Genomic DNA, 19,631 nt, shown 5'->3' with positions numbered 1-19,631 from the left:
CTCAAGCCTTGATGTGGTGTCCGCCGTCTACATAGATGGTTTGGCCGGTGAGGCCGCTGGCGGCGTCGGAAATCAGGAAGGCGCAGGTCATGCCGACTTCTTCGATCTCCACCAGGCGATTCTGCGGCGCGCGGGAGATGGCGTCCTCGATCAACTGGTCGAAATGCGCGATGCCGGAGGCTGCGCGCGTCTTCAGCGGGCCGGGCGACACCGCGTGCACGCGGATGCGCTTGGGGCCGAGTTCGTTGGCCAGGTAGCGCGACACGCTTTCCAGCGCCGCCTTGACCGGGCCCATGATGTTGTAGTTTTCCACCACCTTGTCGGCGCCGTAGTAGCTCATCGTGATCAGGCTGCCGCCGCGTTTCATCAGCGGCTCGGCCAGCCGCGCCATTTCGATGAACGAGTAGCACGACACTCGCATCGCCTGCTGGAAGCCCGCCAGCGAACAGTCGGTGACGCGGCCGTGCAAGTCTTCCATCGGGCAATAGGCGATGGAGTGGATGATGAAGTCCAGTCCGCCCCAGTGCTTTTCTATCTCGGCGAACACGCTCTCCAACTGGCCGGCTTGCTCCACGTCCAGCGGCAGCACCAGCTTGGCCTGCAAAGCTTCGGCCAGCGGCCGCACGTATTTCTCGGCCTTGGCGTTGAGGTAGGTGACCGCGCATTCCGCGCCCAGTTGATGCAGCACGCTGGCGCAGCCGTAGGCGATGCTGTCTTCATTGGCGATGCCGACGATGAGTCCTCTCTTGCCGGCGAGGATGTTGCGTATGCTTTCCATCTGACCTTCTTGGTAAACCATTTGGACCTCCGGGATAGCGTTGCAGGGCGGTGTTGCAGCAGAATGATTAAAAGTGGTTTTTGTATTGCCGTTTCAGTCGGATATAATGGTTGGTTTGCAGGCGGCGCACTTGTGTTTGAAAGCTGGCGGCCGCATCTGTACAGTCAGACCTGTCCTGAGTTTAGTTCCGGATGTGGTGCAGTGCAGCAATCATGCGTATTATGCCATTGTGGTCAATTGGCGGGAAAGTAAAGCTATGCCGATCTATGAATATCGTTGCGGCGCCTGTGGCGTCGCCAAGGAACACCTGCAGAAACTGAGCGACGCGCCGGTGGCCGCCTGTCCGGAATGCGGCAGCGCCGACTACAACAAGCAGCTGTCCGCCGCGGGCTTCCAGTTGAAGGGCTCGGGCTGGTACGCCACCGACTTCAAGGGTGGCGCTTCCTCGTCTTCGTCCTCGTCCGGCGACTCCGCCTCTTCCGGGGGCCATAGCTGCGGCGCCGGCTGCGGTTGCGACTGATGTCGGTTCCCCCGCAAATCAAAATGACCCTGAAGGGCTATCTGATCGCCGGCCTGCTGATCTGGCTGCCGCTGGCGATCACCCTTTGGGTATTGAACCTGATCATTGGTTCGCTGGACCAGACGCTGACGCTGCTGCCGGCCGAGTGGCGCCCCGAGCAGCTGTTCGGCATGCACATCCCCGGCCTGGGGGTGGTGTTCGCGGTATTGGTGGTGATGGGCACCGGCATGCTGGCCGCCAACGTGCTGGGCCGCCGCCTGGTGGAGTTCTGGCACGGCCTGCTGTCGCGCACGCCGGTGGTCAATTCCATCTACAACAGCGTCAAGCAGGTCAGCGACACGCTGCTGTCCGATTCCGGCAACGCGTTCAAGAACGCGCTGCTGGTGCGCTGGCCGCATCAAAATGCCTGGACCGTGGCTTTCCAGACCGGCACGCCGGCCCAGGAAATCCTCTGCCACGCGGAGAATGGCGAGGAACTGGTCAGCGTTTACGTGCCGACCACGCCGAACCCGACCTCGGGCTATTTCATCGTGGTGCCGCGCAGCGACACCCGCGAGCTGAACATGAGCGTCGACGAGGCGCTCAAGTACGTCATTTCCATGGGCGTGGTGGTTCCGAACCCGCCGCCGCAGGCTCAGCGCCCGCGGCTGAATGATGAACATAATCGGCAGGGCTAGGCCGTCACCCTGTCTAGCCCCTAAGCATGTCGTCCCCTAGCGGGAACTTCGAAGAATTCAATCAAAAAGGTTTACCCAATGCGCACCGATTATTGCGGACTCATCGACAAGAAATACCTCGGTCAAACCGTGACCGTCAAAGGCTGGGCCCACCGCCGCCGCGACCATGGCGGCGTGATCTTCATCGACCTGCGCGATCGCGAAGGCCTGGTGCAGGTGGTGATCGATCCGGACACCCCGGAAGCGTTCAAGCTGGCTGACAGCAGCCGCGGCGAGTACGTGTTGTCCATCAGCGGCATCGTGCGCGAGCGCCCGGCCGGCACCGCCAACAGCAAGATGATCTCCGGCGAGATCGAAATCCTGGCCAAGGAAATCGAAATCCTGAACGCCGCGGCCACGCCGCCGTTCCAGATCGACGACGAGAACCTGTCGGAAAACGTCCGCCTGACCAACCGCGTGATCGACCTGCGCCGCCCGGCGATGCAGAAGAACCTGCGCCTGCGCTACAAGGTGGCGATGGGCGTGCGCAACCACCTGGACAAGCAGGGCTTCATCGACATCGAAACCCCGATGCTGACCCGCTCCACTCCGGAAGGCGCCCGCGACTACCTGGTGCCGTCCCGCGTGCATCCGGGCGAGTTCTTCGCGCTGCCGCAATCGCCGCAGCTGTTCAAGCAGCTGCTGATGGTGGCCGGCTTCGACCGCTACTACCAGATCACCAAGTGCTTCCGCGACGAAGACCTGCGCGCCGACCGCCAGCCTGAATTCACCCAGATCGATATCGAGACCTCGTTCCTGAACGAGGACCAGATCATGGACATCACCGAGACCATGACCCGCGAGATCTTCAGCGACGTGCTGGGCGTGACGCTGCCGACCTTCCCGCGAATGACCTACGGCGACGCCATGTTCTACTACGGCTCCGACAAGCCGGATATGCGCGTTTCGCTGAAGTTCACCGAACTGACCGACGTGATGAAGTCGGAAGAGTTCAAGGTGTTCCGCGGCGCCGCCGACATGGCGAACGGCCGCGTGGTGGCCCTGCGCGTGCCGAACGGCGCGTCGTTCAGCCGCAAGGAAATCGACGACTACACCCAGTTCGTCGCCATCTACGGCGCCAAGGGCCTGGCCTACATCAAGGTCAACGACGTGAGCAAGCTGAACGAAGAGGGCCTGCAGTCCCCGATCGTCAAGTTCCTGTCCGCCGACGGCCTGAAGCAGATCATCGAGCGCACCGGCGCGCAGAACGGCGACATTGTCTTCTTCGGCGCGGACAAGGCCAAGGTGGTGAACGAGGCGATCGGCGCGCTGCGCATCAAGATCGGCCACGAGCACGGCCTGGACAACGGCTACTTCGTCAAGGAATGGCGCCCGCTGTGGGTGGTTGACTTCCCGATGTTCGAGCACGACGAGGAAGCCGACCGCTGGACCGCTTGCCACCATCCGTTCACCAGCCCGAAGCCGGGCCACGAGGACCTGATGGCCACCGATCCGGCCAATTGCTTGGCACGCGCCTACGATATGGTGCTGAACGGCTGGGAAATCGGCGGCGGCTCGATCCGTATCCACCGCGCCGAGATCCAGGAGAAGGTGTTCGGCGCGCTGAAGATCAGCCCGGAAGAGCAGCAGAACAAGTTCGGCTTCCTGCTGGACAACCTGAAGTTCGGCGCCCCGCCGCACGGCGGCCTGGCATTCGGCTTGGATCGCCTGGTGACGCTGATGTGCGGCGCGGAATCCATCCGCGACGTGATCGCCTTCCCCAAGACCCAGCGCGCCCAGTGCCTGCTGACCAACGCGCCGAACGCGGTGGACGACAAGCAGTTGCGCGAGCTGAACCTGCGCTTGCGCCAGAAGGCCGAGCCGAGCGCCTGACTCTTTGGGGGCGCGTAGAAAAACGGACAGCTAGCTGTCCGTTTTTTTTTTCGCGCTGGCCCTGCCGACGGCCGTCGGCTTGAAACTTCGGCCAGCCATCCCCATCTGATTGGATAGTCCCCGCTTGGCCGGGGCGGTCCCGCGTCCGGCAATTGCAAAACTTTATCGCAACGATATCGATTTACAATTGGCCGGGCCGGGACGCAGTGTTTTATAAAGCTCCGCAATCCACGGCGTTTTCCGATGCCCGATCAGGAACGCGCCGTCATATCAAGACCCTTAAGGAGATCAAAATGGCCGTACTCGTTGGCAAGCAAGCCCCGTTCTTCGCTGGTGAAAAGACTTTCTCCGCCGTGCTGGGCAATGGCGAGATCGTAGACAACTACTCTTTCAAGCAAGCCACTGCCGGCAAGTACGCCGTGGTGTTTTTCTACCCGCTGGACTTCACCTTCGTCTGCCCGTCCGAACTGATCGCCTTCGACCACCGCCTAGCTGAATTCAAGGCCAAGAACGTGGAAGTGATCGGCGTGTCGATCGACAGCCAGTTCACCCACGCCGCATGGCGCAACACCGCGGTCGACAAGGGCGGCATCGGCCAAGTCGGCTACACCCTGGTTGCCGACATCCAGCACGACCTGTGCAAGGCCTACGACGTTGAAGCCGACGGCGGCGTCGCTTTCCGCGGCTCCTTCCTGATCGACAAGTCCGGCGTGGTGCAGCACCAAGTGGTGAACAACCTGCCGCTGGGCCGCAACGTCGACGAAATGCTGCGCATGGTTGACGCGCTGCAATTCACCGAAGAGCACGGCGAAGTGTGCCCGGCTGGCTGGAACAAGGGCAAGAAGGGCATGAAGCCGTCCGCCGAAGGCGTGGCTTCCTACCTGGCCGAGAACGCCAAGGACCTGTAATCCGCGACATCGTCCGGATTTCGTTCCGCACCCCGCCCGCGCAAGCCGGCGGGGTGTTGTTTTATCGGCTGTCCCGGCCCTCGATGGCTGCGGGGCTCCCGCAAGGGTGAAGCGTGAGCCGTCTAGCGGGTTTCCGCCGCGGGGGCGAGCATGGTTTTCAGCGCGCCGTGCTGGATGGCCACGCTCAGGCAGGCGGCCAGCGCGCATAGCCACCACAGCGCCGCGCCGCCCAGCTGGCCGTACAGCGCGGTGCCCAGCGCCGGCGCCACCAGCGTCCGGCCGTTCCAGGCGGCGTTGTAAAGTCCCAGATAGCTGCCGCGTAGGCGGCCCTCCGAGCGATGCATCACCAGCTGCGCGTAGCTGGGCGACAGCAACAGCTCGCCGAAGGTCAGCGTCACCATCATCAGCACCGCCCACTGCGCGCCGTGGCCGGCGTTCAGCCACAGGAAGGAACAGCCGGTCAGCAATACGCCCAACTGGGTGCTGCTAGCCAGCCCCCAGCGCAGGATGCGCCGGCTGACCGGAATCTGCAGCGCCACCACCATCAGGCCGTTGATGGTGAACAGATAGCCCACCCATTGCGGCTCCAGCTGGTAGTGCTCGCGCAGGAACAGCGCCAGCGTCACGTACATCTGGTCGAAAGCCAGCGTGACCAGCACCAGCGCCAGGATGGCGCGCAGGAAGCTGGCGTCGCGCCAGGGGCCGGCCAGCGCTCCTTCATCGCCGGCCTGATGTTGTTGCGGCCGGGTGTCTTCCCGATGGCGGCTGTAGGACCAGGCCATCCAGCAGGCGCCAAGCAGCGTGCCGGCGGCGTTGGCGGCGTACACCCACTGGTAGCCGTAAGCGGCGAGGAAGCCGCTGGTGACGCCGGCGATGGCCACGCCCAGGTTGAAGGCCACTCGCATCATGCCTTGGGCGACCGGCCGTTGCTGCGGGGAGCAGGGCTCCAGCGCCAGCCGCTGGTTGATCGGCCGGAAGCCGCCGTCCGCCATGCCTGACAGCACCAGCAGCGGCATGAACATCCACACCGGAATCTGCAGCGCCAGCAAGGCCATGCACAGGCCGGACAAGGCGAGAGCCAGCACGCCCAGCGCCCGGCTGTCGAAGCGGTCGCTCAGGCTGCCGCCCTTCAGCGAGCCGGCCAGCATTCCGGCGCCGTAGAAGGCCATCAGCGTGCCGATCTGGCTATAGGGCAGGTGGTAGTTCTCGCGCAGATAGAGCGGCAGGAACAGCTTGGAGATGCCGCCTACGTTATTGATGAAGCTGCAGACGACTTGGATGTAGACGCTGGGCGGCAGGCCGCGGTAGGGGCGGGCGAGGCGGTCAAGCAAAGCGGTTTGGGGCATGGCGCGGCAACGGCCGTTCGGCCTGGTTCCGTCTGGGCGGCGGAAGCAGATTGGCGGATCGCTGCATGGTTATGCAATATGCTTATTCTTCTATTTAAAACAATAACCAGTCAATGGCTTTGTTGCATTATTTCACTGGCAGTTTTGCCTTGACCGTGCGCATCATGGTGGCCTGCTTCTCCGCGCGGGGATGCAGGCCGTCGGGCTGGAAGGCGCTCAGATCGCCGGCGAAGCCGTCGACCAGCAGCGGCACGTAGGCCAGGCGGTTGCGCCGGGCCAAATCGTCATAAACGCCGCGGAACTCGGCGCCGTAGCGGGGGCCATAGTTGGGTGGCAGCGCCATGCCCACCAGCAGTACCTTGGCCTTGCGGGCCTGGGCCATGTCTATCATTTGCTGCAGGTTGCGCCGCATCTCGGCCATCGGCAGGCCGCGAAGGCCGTCGTTGGCGCCCAGCTCCAGCACCAGCACGTCAGGTCGGTGTCGGACGAGCGCGTCGGGCAGCCTGGCTAGGCCGCCGGCGCTGGTTTCGCCGGAGACGCTGGCGTTGACGACCTGGTGCCGGGGCGCGAGGTCGCGCGCCAGCAGCGCCGCCCAGCCCTGGCCCGGCGCCAGGCCGTAGCCGGCCGACAGGCTGTCGCCGAACACCAGCACCGTGGCGGCGAAGGCGGGCAGCTGCCACAGCAGCAACAAGGGGAACAGCATTTTGCAGACGATAGAGCGCATGAACCATCCTGAGAAAAAGAAGGCGGTATTGGCCGCCAGCGAATTGGCGAAACAAGTGCATTTCCGCGGCGACGTGCTGCACATCCTGCGCAGCGCGTCGCTGACCCTGTATTCCGGCGAGAGCGTGGCCATCGTCGGCACCTCGGGTTCGGGCAAGTCCACGCTGCTGTCGCTGCTGGCCGGCCTCGACCACCCCAGCGACGGCGAGGTGGCGCTGTTCGGCAAGCCGCTGTCGCGGCTCAACGAAGACGCCCGCGCGCTGCTCAGGCGCGACAGGGTGGGCTTCGTGTTCCAGAACTTCCAGCTGCTGCCGCAATTGACCGCGCTGGAAAACGTCATGCTGCCACTGGAGCTGGCCGGGCGCAACGACGCGCGCGAAGCGGCGGAGAGGATGCTGGAGCGCGTGGGGCTGGCGGCGCGGCTGGGCCATTATCCGCGCCACCTGTCCGGCGGGGAGCAGCAGCGGGTGGCGCTGGCGCGCGCCTTCGTCATTCATCCCGGCCTGTTGTTCGCCGACGAGCCCACCGGCAATCTCGATCCGCACACCGGCCGCCAGATCATAGACCTGCTGTTCCAGCTGAACGCCGAGCAGGGCACGGCGCTGGTGCTGGTCACCCACGACAACGAGCTGGCCAGCCGCTGCGACGCCATCTACCGGCTGGTGGATGGCAAGCTGAACGGAGCGCGCGCCGAATGACCCTGCTTGGACGTTTCAGATTCGTCATCCGCTTCATCCGCCGCGAGCTGGCGGCGGGCGAGCTCACCATCCTCGGCCTGGCGCTGCTGGTGGCGGTGGCGGCGATGAGCAGCGTCGCCTTCTTCTCCGACCGGGTGGAAAAGGCGCTGACCACCCAGGCCACCCAGCTGCTGGCGGCCGATTTGGTGCTCTCCGGCAACGAGACGGCTCCGGACGCGGTGCGGGCCGAGGCGAAGCGCCGCGGCCTGCAGACCGCCGACAACATCACTTTCCCGTCCATGGTGTTCGCCGGCGGGCAGGCGACGCTGGCCCAGTACAAGGCGGTGAGCGCCGGCTACCCGCTGCGCGGCGAGACCACGGTGCGGCTGGCCGACGGCGCCGAGAAAAGCGGCCGGCTGCAGCCGGCGCCGGGCACCGCCTGGGCCGACGCCAGGCTGATCAGCCGGCTCAAGCTGAAGCTGGGCGACGAGATCGGCGTCGGCAACGCCCAGTTGAAGCTGGCCGGCGTCATCGTCCGCGAGCCGGACGGCAGCATGGACATCTACAACTTCGTGCCGCGGCTGATGTTCAACAGCGCCGACCTGCCGGCCACCGGCCTGGTGCAGGAAGGCAGCCGCATCCGCTGGCGGCTGTTGTTCGCCGGCGAAGACCGCCAGGTCGCCGATTTCCGCGTCTGGCTGCGCGCGCACAAACCCAAGGGCGCTCGGCTGGAAAACGTAGAGGAAATGCGGCCGGAAATCCGCACCGGCCTGGAGCGGGCGCGGCGCTTCCTCGGCTTGACCGCGATGCTGACCGTGGCGCTGGCCGCGTCGGCGGTGGCGCTGGTGGTGCGCCGCTACCTGCAGCGCCATTGGCAGCAGGTGGCGGTGCTGCGCTGCCTGGGCCTGGGCTCCGGCGAGGTGTGGGGGCTGTTCGTCGGCTTGTTCGCGCTGGTGGGGCTGCTGGCCGGCCTGCTCGGCACGCTGGCGGGCTTTGGCGTGCAGCTGGGGCTGATGCGGCTGTTCAGCGGCTACGTCGGCGAGATTCTGCCCGATCCGGGCTGGCAGCCGTGGCTGATCGGCCCGCTGGCGGCGCAATTGCTGCTGGCCGGCCTGGCGCTGCCGCCCTTGATGGCCATCCGCGACGTGTCGCCGGCGGCGGTGCTGCGCAACGAGCTGCCGCCGACGCGCCAGGGCGTGATCGCGCCGGTGCTGGCCTTGGTCACGCTGCTGGGTCTGGCCTCGTGGCAGGTGGGCGAGTGGTCGCTGGCCGGCTGGCTGCTGGCGGCGATGCTGGGTTTCCTCGGCGTGTCCGGCGCGCTGGCGCTGGGCCTGGTGCTGTTGTTGCGCCGGCTGCCGCGCGGCGGCAAGGTGGGCTGGCGCTTCGGCATCGCCAACCTGGCGCGGCGGCGCTGGCTGGCGGTGCTGCAGATCGCCTCGCTGTCGGTGGGGCTGATGGCTCTGCTGACGCTGACCGTGGTGCGCGACGACCTGATCGGCGCCTGGCAGCGCAGCGTGCCGGCCGACGCGCCGAACAAGTTCGTGATCAACATCCAGGGCAATCAACTCGACGGCGTGCGCGACGCGTTCGCCGCCGCCGGGCGGCCGCAGCCCGAGCTCGCGCCTATGGTCCGCGCGCGGCTGATCGCCATCAACGAGCAGCCGGTGCGTCCGGCAAGCTATGACAACGAGCAGGCGCGGCGCCTGGCCGAGCGCGAGTTCAACCTGTCCTGGCGAGCCGAGCCGCCGCCGGGCAACCAGGTGGTGTCCGGCAAGTGGTGGGACGAGGGCAAGCGAGTGAAGCCGCAGTTTTCGGTGGAAAAAGGCCTGGCCAATCTCTTGGGCATCAAGCTGGGCGACACGCTGGCCTTCGATCTGGCCGGCACCGCCTACCGCGCCAAGGTGACCAGCCTGCGCGAAGTGCCCTGGGACAGCTTCCGCGTCAATTTCTTCGTGATCGGCACGCCGGGCCAATTCAGCCGGCAGCCGGCCAGCTGGATCACCAGCTTCCGCCTGGAGCCGGCGGACGAGGCTTTCGCCAATCAGCTGGTGGAGCGTTTTCCCAATCTGTCGGTGATCGACGTCGGCAGCATTCTGGCCGAGGTCAGGGCGATGGTGGACAAGCTGACGCGCGCGATCGAGGCGATGTTCCTGCTGGCGCTGGCGGCCGGGGTGCTGGTGTTGTGGGCGTCGCTGACCGCCACCCGCGACGAGCGGCTGGCCGACGTGGGTTTGATGCGGGCGCTGGGCGCGTCGCGCAGGCAGGTGCGCAGCGTGGTGCTGGCCGAGCTGGTGTGGCTGGGCGCGGTGTCCGGCCTGCTGGCGGCGCTGGGGGCGATGGGCATCGGCGTGCTGGCGGCGGTGAAGCTGTTTTCCTTGCCCCTGCTGCTCAACTGGTGGCTGCTGCCGCTGGGGATGGCCGGCGGGGTGCTGGTGGTGACGCTCGCTGGCTGGCCGCTGGTGGGCAAGGTGACGAGAACGCCGCCGCTGACGGTGCTGCGCGCGATAGGCTAGCGGCGGAACAAGCGGGACGAACCCGCGGAAGGAGAGGCGATGGACGAAATGGTGTTGGCGGCGCTGGCCAAGTGGCCGAACGTGCCGGCGGTGTTCGGCTGGCTGCGGCTGGACGCCCGGGGCCAGTGGTGGATCAAGGACGCCAGGCTGCAGCATGAGGGGATGGTGGAGTTCTTCAACCGCAACTACAGCCGCGACGGCCAGGGCCGCTGCTATGTGCAGAACGGTCCGCAAAAAGTGTATGTGCAGCTGGACGCCGCTCCCTTGGCGGCGCGGCGCACGCCCAAGGGCTGGAGTACAGTGCCTTACGACGACGACGTGCCGGCGCGCGCGGCCTGGTTGACGCCGGACGGCATGCTGCTGCTGGAGATCGGCGGCGAGCTGGCCGCGGTGGACGACCGCGATCTGGCCGCTGTGCTGGAGGAGGCGTTGCCGGATTGGGACGGCGACGCGGCGTCGCTGCCCGCTGTGTTGAAAGTGGGCGAAGCCGGGCTGCCGCTGGCGACTGAAACCTTGTCGGCGCTGCAGGCGCGTTACGGCATAATCGCCCGGCCTAGGTGAGTCGTTTGTCTGGATGAGAAAAAGCCCCGCCGAAACGGCGGGGCTTTTTCATGGCGCGGCAGGGTCAGACCGGTTCGGCCTTGACGCCGACCAGCCGCTTGCGGCCGGCCAGCATGCCGATGGATAAAGCGGCTGCGGCGATCATGCTGAACAGCAGCGCCAGCGGCCAAGCCTCATGGCTGTGGCCGCGGATCAGTCCGACGGCGAACGGGCCCATCGAGGCCAGCATATAGCCTATGCCCTGAGCCATGCCGGACAGGCTGGCTGCCACATGCTGGTCGGGAGAACGGTGCGCGAGCAGACTCAGAGCGGTGCTGAACAGGCCGCCCTGGCCGAAGCCCAGCAGCGCTGCCCACAGGATCAGGCTGTCGGTAGGCGCGTACAGCATGCCCAGCAAGCCGGCGATGACCATCAGCAGCGTGGCTGCGATCGGCGGGCGTTGGTTGCGGCAGCGGTGGGCCAGTATCGGCACCAGCAGGGAAGCCGGCACCTGTACCATGGTGGACAACGACAGCATCAGTCCGCCCTGCATCGCGGTCAGGCCGCGGTCCATCAGGATGGACGGCAGCCAGCCGAACACGATGTAGGCCAGCGAGGATTGCAGGCCCATGAACAAGGTCACCTGCCAGGCCAGCGGGTCGCGCAGCAGGCCGCTGACCCGCCACTGGCCGCGTCCGGCGGCGTGGCGGGTGTTCAGTTGCGGCCACCAGACGGTTAGGGCCAGCGCCGCCGGCAAGGCCCACAAGGCCAGCGCGGGCCGCCAGTCGTGGTTGAAATGCTCGGCCACAGGCACGGTGAAGCCCGCGGCCAGCGCCGCGCCCAGGCACAGCGCCATGGTGTAGACGCCGGTCATCAGGCCGGCGCTGCTGGCGAAGTCGCGTTTGACGATGCCGGGCAGCAGCACGCCGATCACGCCGATGGCGGCGCCGGCCAGCGCTGAGCCGACGAACAGGCCGAACAAACCCAACTGGGTGCGCAGCAGGATGCCGGCGGCCAGCGCCAGCAGGACGACGGCGATGGTTTTCTCGCTGCCCAGGCGGCGGGCCAGATGCGGCGCCAGCGGGCCGAAGAGGCCGAGGCAGGCCACCGGCAGCGTGGTCAGCAGCCCGGCCATGGCCGGGCTGAGGCCGGTATCGGCGCTGACCATGGCCAGCACCGGCGCCAGGCTGGACAGCGCCGGCCGCAGGTTGAGCCCCACCAGCACCAGCCCCAGCAACAACAGCAGCGCGCGCTTGCGGCTGCCGGTTTGCGGCACGGCGGAGGGAGTGTCGTCATCGATCAACAGTTCGTCGGCGATCGCTTGGGGCCGACCCGTATTTTCTTGCATCGTGCTTCCTTCTTATCGTTGCTTGTCCAGCAGCCGGTCCAGCGTGGCCAGCAGCGGACGGGTGATGGCGGCGGCGGCTTGGCCGGCTTCGTCAGGCCGGCCTTGCCGGATCGCGTCGAAGATGGCGGCATGGGCGGCGAAGCCCGGATCGGGCAGCGCTTCGTCGCGGATCGAGTCCTGGACGCTCTGCCGCACCGCGCGCGAGAAAAAGTGGTAGAGGCTGGCCAGCGCTTGGTTGCCGCTGGCGTCGGCGATGGCGACATGAAAATCGAGGTCGCGCTCGGCGTAGCTTTCCGGCGTTTCTCCATCCTGCGGCCGCAATCCTTCCAGCGTGGCGGCGATACGGGCGATATCGGCTCCGCCGGCGCGCTCGGCGGCCAGCCGCGCGGCGCTTTCTTCCAGCAGGCAGCGCACTTCCAGATGCTCGCGCAGACTGGCGCGGGTGATCGCGCGCATCGCCTCGCCAGGATTGACGATGGCCCGCACATAGGTGCCGTCGCCCTGGCGCACTTCCAGCAAGCCGGCGTACAGCAGCACCCGCACCGCCTCGCGTACGGTGTTGCGGCTGATGCCCAGCTCGTCGGCAAGTTCCGGCTCGGTGGGGATGCGGCTGCCAACCGGCCAGCGGCCTTGTTCCAGTTGGCGGCCCAGATTGTCGACGGCGATGTCGACCAGCGAGCGTTTCACTGCGGAAATATTCATAGATCCCGGCTTAAACATCCAATCATCCGATGAATTTTACCGATAAACGCCGGGAAGGGCAAAACCAAGGGGAACGGTTCAGGCGGTGGCGGAAAAACCGCTGCTGGACAGGCCCAGCCCCTGGCCCACCAGCAGCGCGTTCAGCGTGTAGGGCGCGCCGATCGAGTACACCAGAGCGTACATCGCGAGGCCGCTGATCTGCTGGGCGGACAGCATGCTGTTGCCGGACGGGTAGCTGAGCAGGTTCTGCAGGTTGAAGGGGAAGGTATTGGGTGTTTGCGGCGTATGGATCACCAATTGCCGGTTGCGTTGCTGGGCTTGCAGCGCGCGGGTTTCATTGACCAGCGAGCCGCTGCCCTGCGAAGTGTAGCTGTTGGCCAGCGCGTTCAGCGATTGCGCCACCGTGTACAGCAGGTTGGCGGCGCCGCTGGAGTCGCTGTTGTATGCCGCCTGCAGCGAATTGACATTGAGGCTGAGCGTGCCGCCCAATCCATATTGCGCCGGACTCTGGTAGCTGAGGCCGACTTGGCTCAGCATCGTCAGCAGCGAGCTGCCGTTGCTGTAGCTGTTTTGCGCCTGCTGGTTCAGCATTCGCGGCAACATGGCGGCGATCGGATCATTGCTCGGCCGCACTTGGTTGCCCAGCAGGCTATTGATGGCGCCCTGAGCGGTATTGAAGGCGCTGGCCAGCGACTGGGCGTTGGTGTTGAGCTGGCCGAAGTCGACGTTGACCGAGATGTTGCTGCTGCCGGTCGCCAGCAGGTTGGCCGACACGCCGCTTCCCAGCTGGATGCCGAAATTGCTGGCGTTGGAGCCGGATGCGCCGTTGACGGTGTAGCTGGCGTTCAGCGCGGCCTGGGTCTGGGTCAGGTTCTGGCCGCTGCCCACCGCCTGGGTCTGGTCGAATGCCAGCCGCGACAGGCCGTTCTGGTCGGTGTTGTTGCCATCGTTGTCGCTGACCGTGATCTTGAAATTGTTGCTGGCGCCGGTGCTGGCTTGGCTGATCTGCAACTGATAGGCGCCGGACGAGTTCTGCACCACGTTGGCCACCACTCCGGCGCCGGCGCCGTTGATCGAACTGGCGATGCTGGACAGCGTGCCGTTGCTGATGCTGATGGTCACCGGCGTATCGTTGGCGGTGAAGCTGGTGGCCGAGGTCGAGCTGGTGTAGGCATAGCTGCCGGTGGTGATGGTCAGGCTGCCGCTGCCCACCACGGTGGTGCCGCTGTCGGACAGCGAGAAGCTGGTGGTCGCGCTGTGCGCTTGCGCCAGTTGGGAGACATTGAGCAGGTAGCTGGCGTTCTGCGCTCCGGCGGAGGTACTGACGCTGGCCACGGCGGGATTGCTGCTGCTGGCGGTGCCGCCGCCGAATCGTATCGACGGCGTGTAAATCTGCTGCAGGCTGCTTTGGAAGGTGCCGAGAATCGACATCAGCTGGCCCAGCGTGGACAGCTCGATCTGGATCGGATCGGTTGCGCTGCTGCTGGCGCTGCTTTGGCTGGCTGCGCTGGACGAACCCAATAACAAGCCGCTCGACAACAAACTGCTCAAGTTTGGCAGCAAGCTGTCGAAAGACGAGAAAGAGGAGTTGTATCCGGACAGGGGGTTCATTGCCAACACTCGCAAGCCACACCTTGTTCCAGTGTAGATCAAATCGCTCAAGTCATTGCTTATTCAGCGTTTTTGTCGATCTTGGCCGTGTGCGCGCATGTGGGATTTGGCGTAAGCGAGACACAAAAAAACGGCATGGCGCGAGGCGGCATGCCGTATGCGGGGGAGGGCGCTTACTTGGCCATCGCGTCCTTCACGCATTTCTTGGCGAAGCTCTGCTTGGCGGCGCCGGCCAGTTTCTTTTCCGCAGCCTTGGCGTCACAGCTGCTCTGGGCGGCGGCGGTGTCTTTTTCGCATTTTTTCAGGAAGCTTTGCTTGGCGGCGCCGGCCAGTTTCTTTTCGGCGGCTTTGGCGTCGCAGGCGGCGTCGGCCAGCGCCAGATTGGCGCTGAACAGGGCGAGTACGGCGATCAGCACGGATGTGCGCATGATGGTTGGTCTCCAGTGAAGGCCCGCGGCGCGGGCGGATGTCATTCCGATTGTTTTTGTCTGGCGTTCAGCCAATAAACGGCGCTCAACGCCGCCAGTGAAAATAGCAGCAACATCAGCGCCAGTTGGTGGGCCGCGCCATAGTTGGCCTGCTCTACTTGATTGTACAGCGCGATCGATATCACGCGCGTTTCGCCGTCGATGTTGCCGCCTATCATCAACACCACGCCGAATTCGCCGACCGTATGCGCGAAGCCCAGGCAGGCCGCGCTCAACAGGCCGCTGCGGCAGGATGGCAGGATCACGTGGCGCATCCGCTGCCAGCGGCCCGCGCCCAGCAGCAGCGCGCTTTCCAGTTCTTCCTGCCGCACCGCGCGGAAACTGGCCAGCAAGGGCTGCAGCACGAAGGGCAGCGAGTACAGGATGGAGGCGAGCACCACGCCGGGAAAGGTGAAGGCGAGGCCGGGAAGGCCCAGCGAGGTGGTCAGCTTTCCGACCGGCCCGTGCGGCCCGAAAGCCAGCAGCAGATAGAAGCCCAGCACCGTCGGCGGTAGCACCAGCGGCAGCATGGCGCCGGCCTCCATGAAGGGGCGCAGCCGGGAGCGGCTATGCGCCAGCCACCAGGCGCAGGGAATGCACAGGGCCAGCAGCAGCAGGGTGCTGATGCTGGCCAGGCGCAATGTCAGCGCGATCGCGCTCCAGTCCTGGGGACTCACGGCTTGAAGCGATAGCCGGCCTGAGCCATCAGCGCGCGCGCCTGCTCGCCTTTGAGGAAGGCCATCAGCGCGGTCGCCGCCGGGGTGGGCTTGATCAGCAGCGCGTCCTGGCGGATCGGCTGATGCAGTTTTTCAGGCACCAGCCAGTAGCGGCTATGTATGCCTTGCTCCAGCAATTGGGAATAGGCGACGAAGGCGAAGTCGGCGCCGCCGACATCTGCGAACTGCATGGTCTGGCCGATATTGTCGCCGGTCAGCAGCTTGGGTTTCACCGCCGCTTCCAGCTTCAGCGCGTCCAGCGTTTCCATCGCGGCGCGGCCGTAGGGCGCGGTGGCCGGGTTGGCGACGGCCAGCTTGGCGAAATTTCCCTGGCGCAGCGCCGCTTCGCCGGCGTCGTCGCGCTGCTTGCTCCACAGCGCCAACTGGCCGTAAGCATAGGTGAACTGGCTGGAGGCCTGGCCTAAGCCGGCCTTGGCCAACTCGGTCGGGCGTTCGTCGTCGGCGGACAGGAACACCTCGAACGGCGCGCCCTGGCGGATTTGCGCGGCCAGCTTGCCGGACGCGCCGGCGCTGGCCTTGACGTCGTGCCCGGTGGCGGCCTTGAAGGATTTGGCGATCTTGTCCAGCGTCTGCTGGAAATTGCTGGCGACGGCGACATTGACGGTGTCGGCGAGAGCGAGGGGGGAGAGGATCAGGCACAGCAGGGCAAGGCGCAGGCGCGGCATGGCGGACTCCGGGGACAGGATCATCCGCCCATTATGCTGCCAAAGGCCGGCGGCTAGCCAGCCGCCCGGCTGGCGATCTTGAACTGGAGCAACTGTTGCCAGTCACAGCCTAGCAGGTCCTGCCAGTCTTCCCCGCGGACGCCGGAGGGGTGGGAGGCCGCGCTTTGCAGATTGACCACGCCGCCCAGCAGATGGCCGTCGCGCGAGTCCTCGAACTGCGCGATGCTGGCCACCTGCTCCAGGTAAGGCGCGATGCCGCGGACCAGCGGCGACTGGCCGTCTATCGGCCGGCCGGGGGTCGGGCCGGCATCGATGCCGGGGACCACCAGCCGCAGTCTGACGATGCCGGGCGCCGGCTCCGCCACCTGGGGAATGGCCGGCATCCAGGCGCGCAACAGCGTTTGCAGGCGAAGGTTGAGGCTGTGTCCGAGCGCGGTGGCCACCAGTTGCCAGCGCCCGTCGCGGCGGGTGTCGAGCAGCCACAGCGGCTCCAGCAGCAGGCCGTGGTAGGGAGTGAGCAGCCGGGGTGACTCGGCGTAGACGAACTGGCGGTTGTGCCTGCCCTGGCAGAAGCCGGGGCGGGCGGTTTGCGGGTCGCTGTCGCCGCCGCGGGCCACCCGGCACAGTTCGTTCCAGGCGACCAGCGCGCATCCGAGATTGAAGAAGGGTTTCATCGTTTGTTCTACCCTGGCCGTATCTTGTTGAATAAAGTGAAGGAGCGTCCGGCGCGAGGCCGGTTGTCTAGGCTGAAAAATAGGCAAAAAACGGCAAATGACTATTGATTTGGCGCAAACTACCGGGCTTGTGGCCAGTGCAAGCTGTCATGTCGGACAGCCTCGCTTGCTGGTATGATTCCGCCTTCGTCGCCGTGGCGGCCGTCACATCTGGATTTGCGAAGCGTTTAAATGAAGAAAATTTCCCGCGTTCTGTTGTTGCTGCTGCTGTGCGCGGCGGGGTGGCTGGCCTGGGCGCTGCTGCTGCCGGTCGAGATGCCGGCGGGTGGTTACAAGCTGCTGGTCGGCCCCAACCGCACGATGAAGCAGATCGCCCATTCTCTGGCGAAGGATGGTGCGATACGCGACGGCCAGCTGATGGTCGCGCTGGCCAGGATCACCGGCTCGGACCGCAAGGTGAAGGCCGGCCTGTACCGTCTGGACGGCAGCCAGTCGATGCTGGACGTGCTCGATCGGCTGGTGCAGGGGCATCCGGACGAGGCGAGCCTGACCACGATCGAGGGCTGGACCTTCCGCCAGCTGCGCCAGGCGGTGGAGCGCAACCCGGATATCCGCCACGACGCGCGGAAACTGAGCGATGTGGATCTGGTGGCGCGCATCGGCCTGGGAGACGCCAGCCCCGAGGGCCTGTTCTTCCCCAGCACCTATCTGTTCACGCCTGGCACCTCCGATCTGGACTTGTACCGCCAGGCCTATGCCACGATGCGGCAGCACCTCGACGCCGCCTGGGCGGCGCGCAAGCCCGGCTTGCCCTATACCTCGCCGTATGAGCTGTTGACCATGGCCAGCCTGATCGAGAAGGAAACCTCCAGCGAGGCGGACCGGTCTATGGTGGCGGCGGTGTTCGTCAATCGCTTGAAGAAGGGCATGCGGCTGCAGACCGATCCCTCGGTGATCTACGGCATGGGCGCCAGCTACCAGGGCAATATCGGCAAGGCCGACCTGCGCCGCGATACGCCTTACAATACCTATACCCGCGCCGGCCTGACGCCGACGCCGATCTCGATGCCGGGCAAGGCCGCGCTGTACGCGGCGGCCCAGCCAGCCGAAACCGACGCGCTGTACTTCGTCGCCCGCGGCGACGGCAGCTCCGAGTTTTCCAGCACCCTGGAGCAGCACAACCAGGCGGTGCGCAAATACATTCTGAAGAAAGGCCAGCAATGAGCACGCAGCAGGTCCGACGCGGCCGTTTCATCACGCTGGAGGGCATAGACGGCGCGGGCAAGAGCACCCACCTCTCCTTCATCCGCGACTGGCTGTCCGGACGCGATGTCGGCGCCGCGTTCACCCGCGAGCCGGGCGGTACGCCGCTGTCGGAAAAGATACGCGACCTGCTGCTGGATCCCGGCACCGTGGCTTCGCTGGACGCCGAGGCGCTGCTGGCCTTCGCCGCGCGCCAGCAGCACATCGCCGAAGTGATAGAGCCGGCGCTGGCCGCCGGCCGCTGGCTGGTGTCCGACCGCTTCACCGACTCCACCTACGCTTTCCAGGGCGGCGGCCGCGGCGTGCCGTTCGAACGCATCCGCGCGCTGGAAGACTGGGTGCAGCGCGGCCTGCAGCCGGACCTGACCCTGCTGTTCGACCTGCCGACTGAAGTGGCCGCCGGGCGCATGGCCGGCACCCGGGTGCCTGACCGTTTCGAGCAGGAAGCCGCCGATTTCCACCGCCGCGTGCGAGCGGCCTACCTGCGCCGGGCCGAGGAGGCGCCGCAGCGCATCGTCGTGCTGGACGCCGGCCGCGGCATCGCCGACATCCAGGCCGACATCGCCGTCCACCTGCAACGCTTGCTGGAGCGCGGCTGATGCTGTACCCGTGGCAGGGCGATGACTGGGCGCGGCTCTCCGCCGAGCGCGAGCGCATGCCGGGCGCTTGGCTGTTCACCGGCGGCGCCGGCATCGGCAAGCTGGCCTTCGCCGAACACCTGTCGCTGTCGCTGCTGTGCGAGAGCCCCGCGGCCAGCCACCAGCCCTGCGGCCAGTGCCAGGGGTGCCGCTGGTTCGCCAGCGGCACCCATCCGGACTTCCGCCGCCTGTCGCCGTTCGCCGACGAGGAGGAAGAGGGCAAGGAGGCCAAGACCACGCGCAAGCTGCCGCAGATCAAGATCGAGGCGGTGCGCGAGGTGATCGATTTCGCCCATCTGACCGCGCACCGCGCCGGCCGCCGGGTGATCCTGGTGGAGCCGGCCGAGAACCTGAACCTGGCCGCCGCCAACGCCTTGCTGAAGATACTGGAGGAGCCGCCAGAGGCCGTGTTGTTCCTGCTGGTGTCGCACGCGCCGCAACGCCTGCTGCCCACCATCCGCAGCCGCTGCCGCCAGTTCGCGCTGACCCGTCCGTCGGAGCCGGCCGCGCTTGCCTGGCTGAAGGAGCAGGGCATCGCCGGCGCCGAGGCGGAACTGGCGCACAACGGCGGCGCGCCGCTGTTCGACCACGACCCCGATCTTGCCGCGCTGCGCGCCCAGTTCGTCCGCGGTCTGGGCCAGCCCAGTTTCGCCGGCATGCTGCAACTGGCGGAGTTGATCGACAAGAACAAGCAGCTGTCTTTGGCGCAGCCGCTGGCCTGGCTGCAGAAATGGCTGCACGACCTGGCCGCGCTGTGCCTGGCCGGCAGGGTCCGCTATTATCCAGATCAGGAGAGGGCGCTCGCCGCGCTGGCGCCGCGCTGCGACGTCGTTCTGCTGATGGCTTGCCAGCAGGCGTTGACCGCGCTGGCGCCGTTCTCCCAGCATACCTTGAACATTCGCCTGCAACTGGAGGCGGTGTTGATGGATTACCTGAAGATCTTCGCCGGCGGCAAGGCCGGCTAAGCAAAAG

General features: G+C 66.1%; 20 protein-coding genes. 10 read left to right on the top strand and 10 right to left on the bottom strand.

From position 1 onward, the window contains the following. Nucleotide 1 precedes the first annotated feature (1 nt). Complete coding sequence (fabI, locus tag LQR33_RS15450; RefSeq protein WP_231177332.1) at nt 2-799, bottom strand: enoyl-ACP reductase FabI; 798 nt, start codon at nt 797-799, stop codon at nt 2-4. A 235-nt stretch (nt 800-1,034) separates the two neighbouring features. Between fabI and LQR33_RS15445 the strand changes: the two genes are divergently transcribed. From LQR33_RS15445 to LQR33_RS15430, 4 genes are all read left to right on the top strand, one after another. Continuing rightward, nucleotides 1,035-1,298: an FmdB family zinc ribbon protein gene (locus LQR33_RS15445; RefSeq protein WP_021478778.1), complete on the top strand. Its 264-nt coding sequence runs from the start codon at nt 1,035-1,037 to the stop codon at nt 1,296-1,298. A 23-nt stretch (nt 1,299-1,321) separates the two neighbouring features. Further along, nucleotides 1,322-1,975 (top strand): DUF502 domain-containing protein, encoded by a 654-nt coding sequence (locus tag LQR33_RS15440; RefSeq protein ID WP_231177330.1) that lies wholly within the window; start codon nt 1,322-1,324, stop codon nt 1,973-1,975. A 78-nt stretch (nt 1,976-2,053) separates the two neighbouring features. Next, nucleotides 2,054-3,847, top strand: a complete 1,794-nt coding sequence (aspS, locus tag LQR33_RS15435; protein ID WP_231469600.1) for an aspartate--tRNA ligase — start codon at nt 2,054-2,056, stop codon at nt 3,845-3,847. Nucleotides 3,848-4,140: 293 nt separating this feature from the next. After that, the gene (locus LQR33_RS15430; protein WP_166439688.1) at nt 4,141-4,755 is read left to right on the top strand and encodes a peroxiredoxin; all 615 of its coding nucleotides are present in this window, start codon (nt 4,141-4,143) and stop codon (nt 4,753-4,755) included. Nucleotides 4,756-4,877: 122 nt separating this feature from the next. On the opposite strand, the gene LQR33_RS15425 is transcribed toward LQR33_RS15430, so the two are convergent. Further along, entirely contained in the window at nt 4,878-6,101 is a 1,224-nt protein-coding gene (locus tag LQR33_RS15425; RefSeq protein ID WP_166439687.1) for an MFS transporter, read from the bottom strand. A 127-nt stretch (nt 6,102-6,228) separates the two neighbouring features. Further along, nucleotides 6,229-6,825 carry an arylesterase gene (locus LQR33_RS15420; protein ID WP_205692518.1) on the bottom strand — a complete coding sequence of 199 codons (597 nt, stop codon included), beginning with the start codon at nt 6,823-6,825 and terminating at the stop codon, nt 6,229-6,231. On the opposite strand from LQR33_RS15420, the gene LQR33_RS15415 reads away from it, so the two are divergent. From LQR33_RS15415 to LQR33_RS15405, 3 genes are read left to right on the top strand one after another with little or no spacing between them, the layout of a single operon-like run. Further along, nucleotides 6,824-7,522 (top strand): ABC transporter ATP-binding protein, encoded by a 699-nt coding sequence (locus tag LQR33_RS15415; protein ID WP_166439686.1) that lies wholly within the window; start codon nt 6,824-6,826, stop codon nt 7,520-7,522. The genes LQR33_RS15420 and LQR33_RS15415 overlap by 2 nt on opposite strands. Next, nucleotides 7,519-10,014 (top strand): ABC transporter permease, encoded by a 2,496-nt coding sequence (locus LQR33_RS15410; protein ID WP_231177323.1) that lies wholly within the window; start codon nt 7,519-7,521, stop codon nt 10,012-10,014. The genes LQR33_RS15415 and LQR33_RS15410 overlap by 4 nt, the downstream gene beginning before the upstream one ends. 39 nt (nt 10,015-10,053) lie before the next feature. Further along, nucleotides 10,054-10,575 (top strand): DUF2946 family protein, encoded by a 522-nt coding sequence (locus tag LQR33_RS15405; protein ID WP_166439684.1) that lies wholly within the window; start codon nt 10,054-10,056, stop codon nt 10,573-10,575. Nucleotides 10,576-10,639: 64 nt separating this feature from the next. Here LQR33_RS15405 and LQR33_RS15400 read toward each other — a convergent pair whose 3' ends face one another. From LQR33_RS15400 to LQR33_RS15370, 7 genes are all read right to left on the bottom strand, one after another. Then, nucleotides 10,640-11,902 (bottom strand): CynX/NimT family MFS transporter, encoded by a 1,263-nt coding sequence (locus tag LQR33_RS15400; protein WP_166439683.1) that lies wholly within the window; start codon nt 11,900-11,902, stop codon nt 10,640-10,642. A gap of 12 nt (nt 11,903-11,914) precedes the next feature. Continuing rightward, on the bottom strand, nt 11,915-12,604 hold the full coding sequence (locus tag LQR33_RS15395; RefSeq protein ID WP_166439682.1) for a FadR/GntR family transcriptional regulator: 690 nt from the start codon (nt 12,602-12,604) through the stop codon (nt 11,915-11,917). Nucleotides 12,605-12,682: 78 nt separating this feature from the next. Then, nucleotides 12,683-14,215, bottom strand: a complete 1,533-nt coding sequence (gene fliD / locus LQR33_RS15390; RefSeq protein ID WP_166439681.1) for a flagellar filament capping protein FliD — start codon at nt 14,213-14,215, stop codon at nt 12,683-12,685. Nucleotides 14,216-14,388: 173 nt separating this feature from the next. Then, nucleotides 14,389-14,643: a hypothetical protein gene (locus LQR33_RS15385; RefSeq protein WP_231469598.1), complete on the bottom strand. Its 255-nt coding sequence runs from the start codon at nt 14,641-14,643 to the stop codon at nt 14,389-14,391. 41 nt (nt 14,644-14,684) lie between these two features. After that, entirely contained in the window at nt 14,685-15,359 is a 675-nt protein-coding gene (gene modB / locus LQR33_RS15380; RefSeq protein WP_166439679.1) for a molybdate ABC transporter permease subunit, read from the bottom strand. After that, on the bottom strand, nt 15,356-16,084 hold the full coding sequence (gene modA, locus LQR33_RS15375; protein WP_231469596.1) for a molybdate ABC transporter substrate-binding protein: 729 nt from the start codon (nt 16,082-16,084) through the stop codon (nt 15,356-15,358). Before modA ends, modB begins: the two co-directional genes overlap by 4 nt. 53 nt (nt 16,085-16,137) lie before the next feature. After that, the gene (locus LQR33_RS15370) at nt 16,138-16,758 is read right to left on the bottom strand and encodes a DUF3313 domain-containing protein (RefSeq protein ID WP_231469593.1); all 621 of its coding nucleotides are present in this window, start codon (nt 16,756-16,758) and stop codon (nt 16,138-16,140) included. 231 nt (nt 16,759-16,989) lie between these two features. Here LQR33_RS15370 and mltG point away from each other — a divergent pair, with 231 nt between their 5' ends. The 3 genes from mltG to LQR33_RS15355 are packed head-to-tail and all read left to right on the top strand — an operon-like array spanning nt 16,990 to nt 19,624. Next, nucleotides 16,990-17,982 (top strand): endolytic transglycosylase MltG, encoded by a 993-nt coding sequence (gene mltG, locus LQR33_RS15365; protein WP_166439676.1) that lies wholly within the window; start codon nt 16,990-16,992, stop codon nt 17,980-17,982. Further along, complete coding sequence (gene tmk, locus LQR33_RS15360; RefSeq protein WP_166439675.1) at nt 17,979-18,620, top strand: dTMP kinase; 642 nt, start codon at nt 17,979-17,981, stop codon at nt 18,618-18,620. Before mltG ends, tmk begins: the two co-directional genes overlap by 4 nt. Continuing rightward, a complete protein-coding gene (locus LQR33_RS15355; protein ID WP_221668372.1) occupies nt 18,620-19,624 on the top strand; it encodes a DNA polymerase III subunit delta' in 1,005 nt (334 codons plus the stop codon). Before tmk ends, LQR33_RS15355 begins: the two co-directional genes overlap by 1 nt. The last annotated feature ends 7 nt before the right edge of the window (nt 19,625-19,631 follow it).

This window comes from Chromobacterium piscinae (assembly GCF_021129175.1).
Taxonomy (GTDB): domain Bacteria; phylum Pseudomonadota; class Gammaproteobacteria; order Burkholderiales; family Chromobacteriaceae; genus Chromobacterium; species Chromobacterium piscinae.
The sequence above is the reverse complement of the archived record's forward strand: the minus strand, read 5'-3'. Positions and strand labels throughout refer to the sequence as shown.

Excerpts from the sequence above, each read along its gene's own strand:
- LQR33_RS15400 (WP_166439683.1), bottom strand. The coding sequence starts at position 11,902 with ATGCAAGAAAATACGGGTCGGCCCCAAGCGATCGCCGACGAACTGTTG.
- tmk (WP_166439675.1), top strand. The coding sequence starts at position 17,979 with ATGAGCACGCAGCAGGTCCGACGCGGCCGTTTCATCACGCTGGAGGGC.
- modA (WP_231469596.1), bottom strand. The coding sequence starts at position 16,084 with ATGCCGCGCCTGCGCCTTGCCCTGCTGTGCCTGATCCTCTCCCCCCTC.
- LQR33_RS15370 (WP_231469593.1), bottom strand. The coding sequence starts at position 16,758 with ATGAAACCCTTCTTCAATCTCGGATGCGCGCTGGTCGCCTGGAACGAA.
- LQR33_RS15420 (WP_205692518.1), bottom strand. The coding sequence starts at position 6,825 with ATGCGCTCTATCGTCTGCAAAATGCTGTTCCCCTTGTTGCTGCTGTGG.
- aspS (WP_231469600.1), top strand. The coding sequence starts at position 2,054 with ATGCGCACCGATTATTGCGGACTCATCGACAAGAAATACCTCGGTCAA.
- LQR33_RS15430 (WP_166439688.1), top strand. The coding sequence starts at position 4,141 with ATGGCCGTACTCGTTGGCAAGCAAGCCCCGTTCTTCGCTGGTGAAAAG.
- mltG (WP_166439676.1), top strand. The coding sequence starts at position 16,990 with ATGAAGAAAATTTCCCGCGTTCTGTTGTTGCTGCTGCTGTGCGCGGCG.
- LQR33_RS15395 (WP_166439682.1), bottom strand. The coding sequence starts at position 12,604 with ATGAATATTTCCGCAGTGAAACGCTCGCTGGTCGACATCGCCGTCGAC.
- LQR33_RS15415 (WP_166439686.1), top strand. The coding sequence starts at position 6,824 with ATGAACCATCCTGAGAAAAAGAAGGCGGTATTGGCCGCCAGCGAATTG.
- LQR33_RS15440 (WP_231177330.1), top strand. The coding sequence starts at position 1,322 with ATGACCCTGAAGGGCTATCTGATCGCCGGCCTGCTGATCTGGCTGCCG.
- LQR33_RS15425 (WP_166439687.1), bottom strand. The coding sequence starts at position 6,101 with ATGCCCCAAACCGCTTTGCTTGACCGCCTCGCCCGCCCCTACCGCGGC.
- fliD (WP_166439681.1), bottom strand. The coding sequence starts at position 14,215 with ATGAACCCCCTGTCCGGATACAACTCCTCTTTCTCGTCTTTCGACAGC.
- LQR33_RS15445 (WP_021478778.1), top strand. The coding sequence starts at position 1,035 with ATGCCGATCTATGAATATCGTTGCGGCGCCTGTGGCGTCGCCAAGGAA.
- fabI (WP_231177332.1), bottom strand. The coding sequence starts at position 799 with ATGGTTTACCAAGAAGGTCAGATGGAAAGCATACGCAACATCCTCGCC.
- LQR33_RS15405 (WP_166439684.1), top strand. The coding sequence starts at position 10,054 with ATGGACGAAATGGTGTTGGCGGCGCTGGCCAAGTGGCCGAACGTGCCG.
- LQR33_RS15355 (WP_221668372.1), top strand. The coding sequence starts at position 18,620 with ATGCTGTACCCGTGGCAGGGCGATGACTGGGCGCGGCTCTCCGCCGAG.
- LQR33_RS15410 (WP_231177323.1), top strand. The coding sequence starts at position 7,519 with ATGACCCTGCTTGGACGTTTCAGATTCGTCATCCGCTTCATCCGCCGC.
- LQR33_RS15385 (WP_231469598.1), bottom strand. The coding sequence starts at position 14,643 with ATGCGCACATCCGTGCTGATCGCCGTACTCGCCCTGTTCAGCGCCAAT.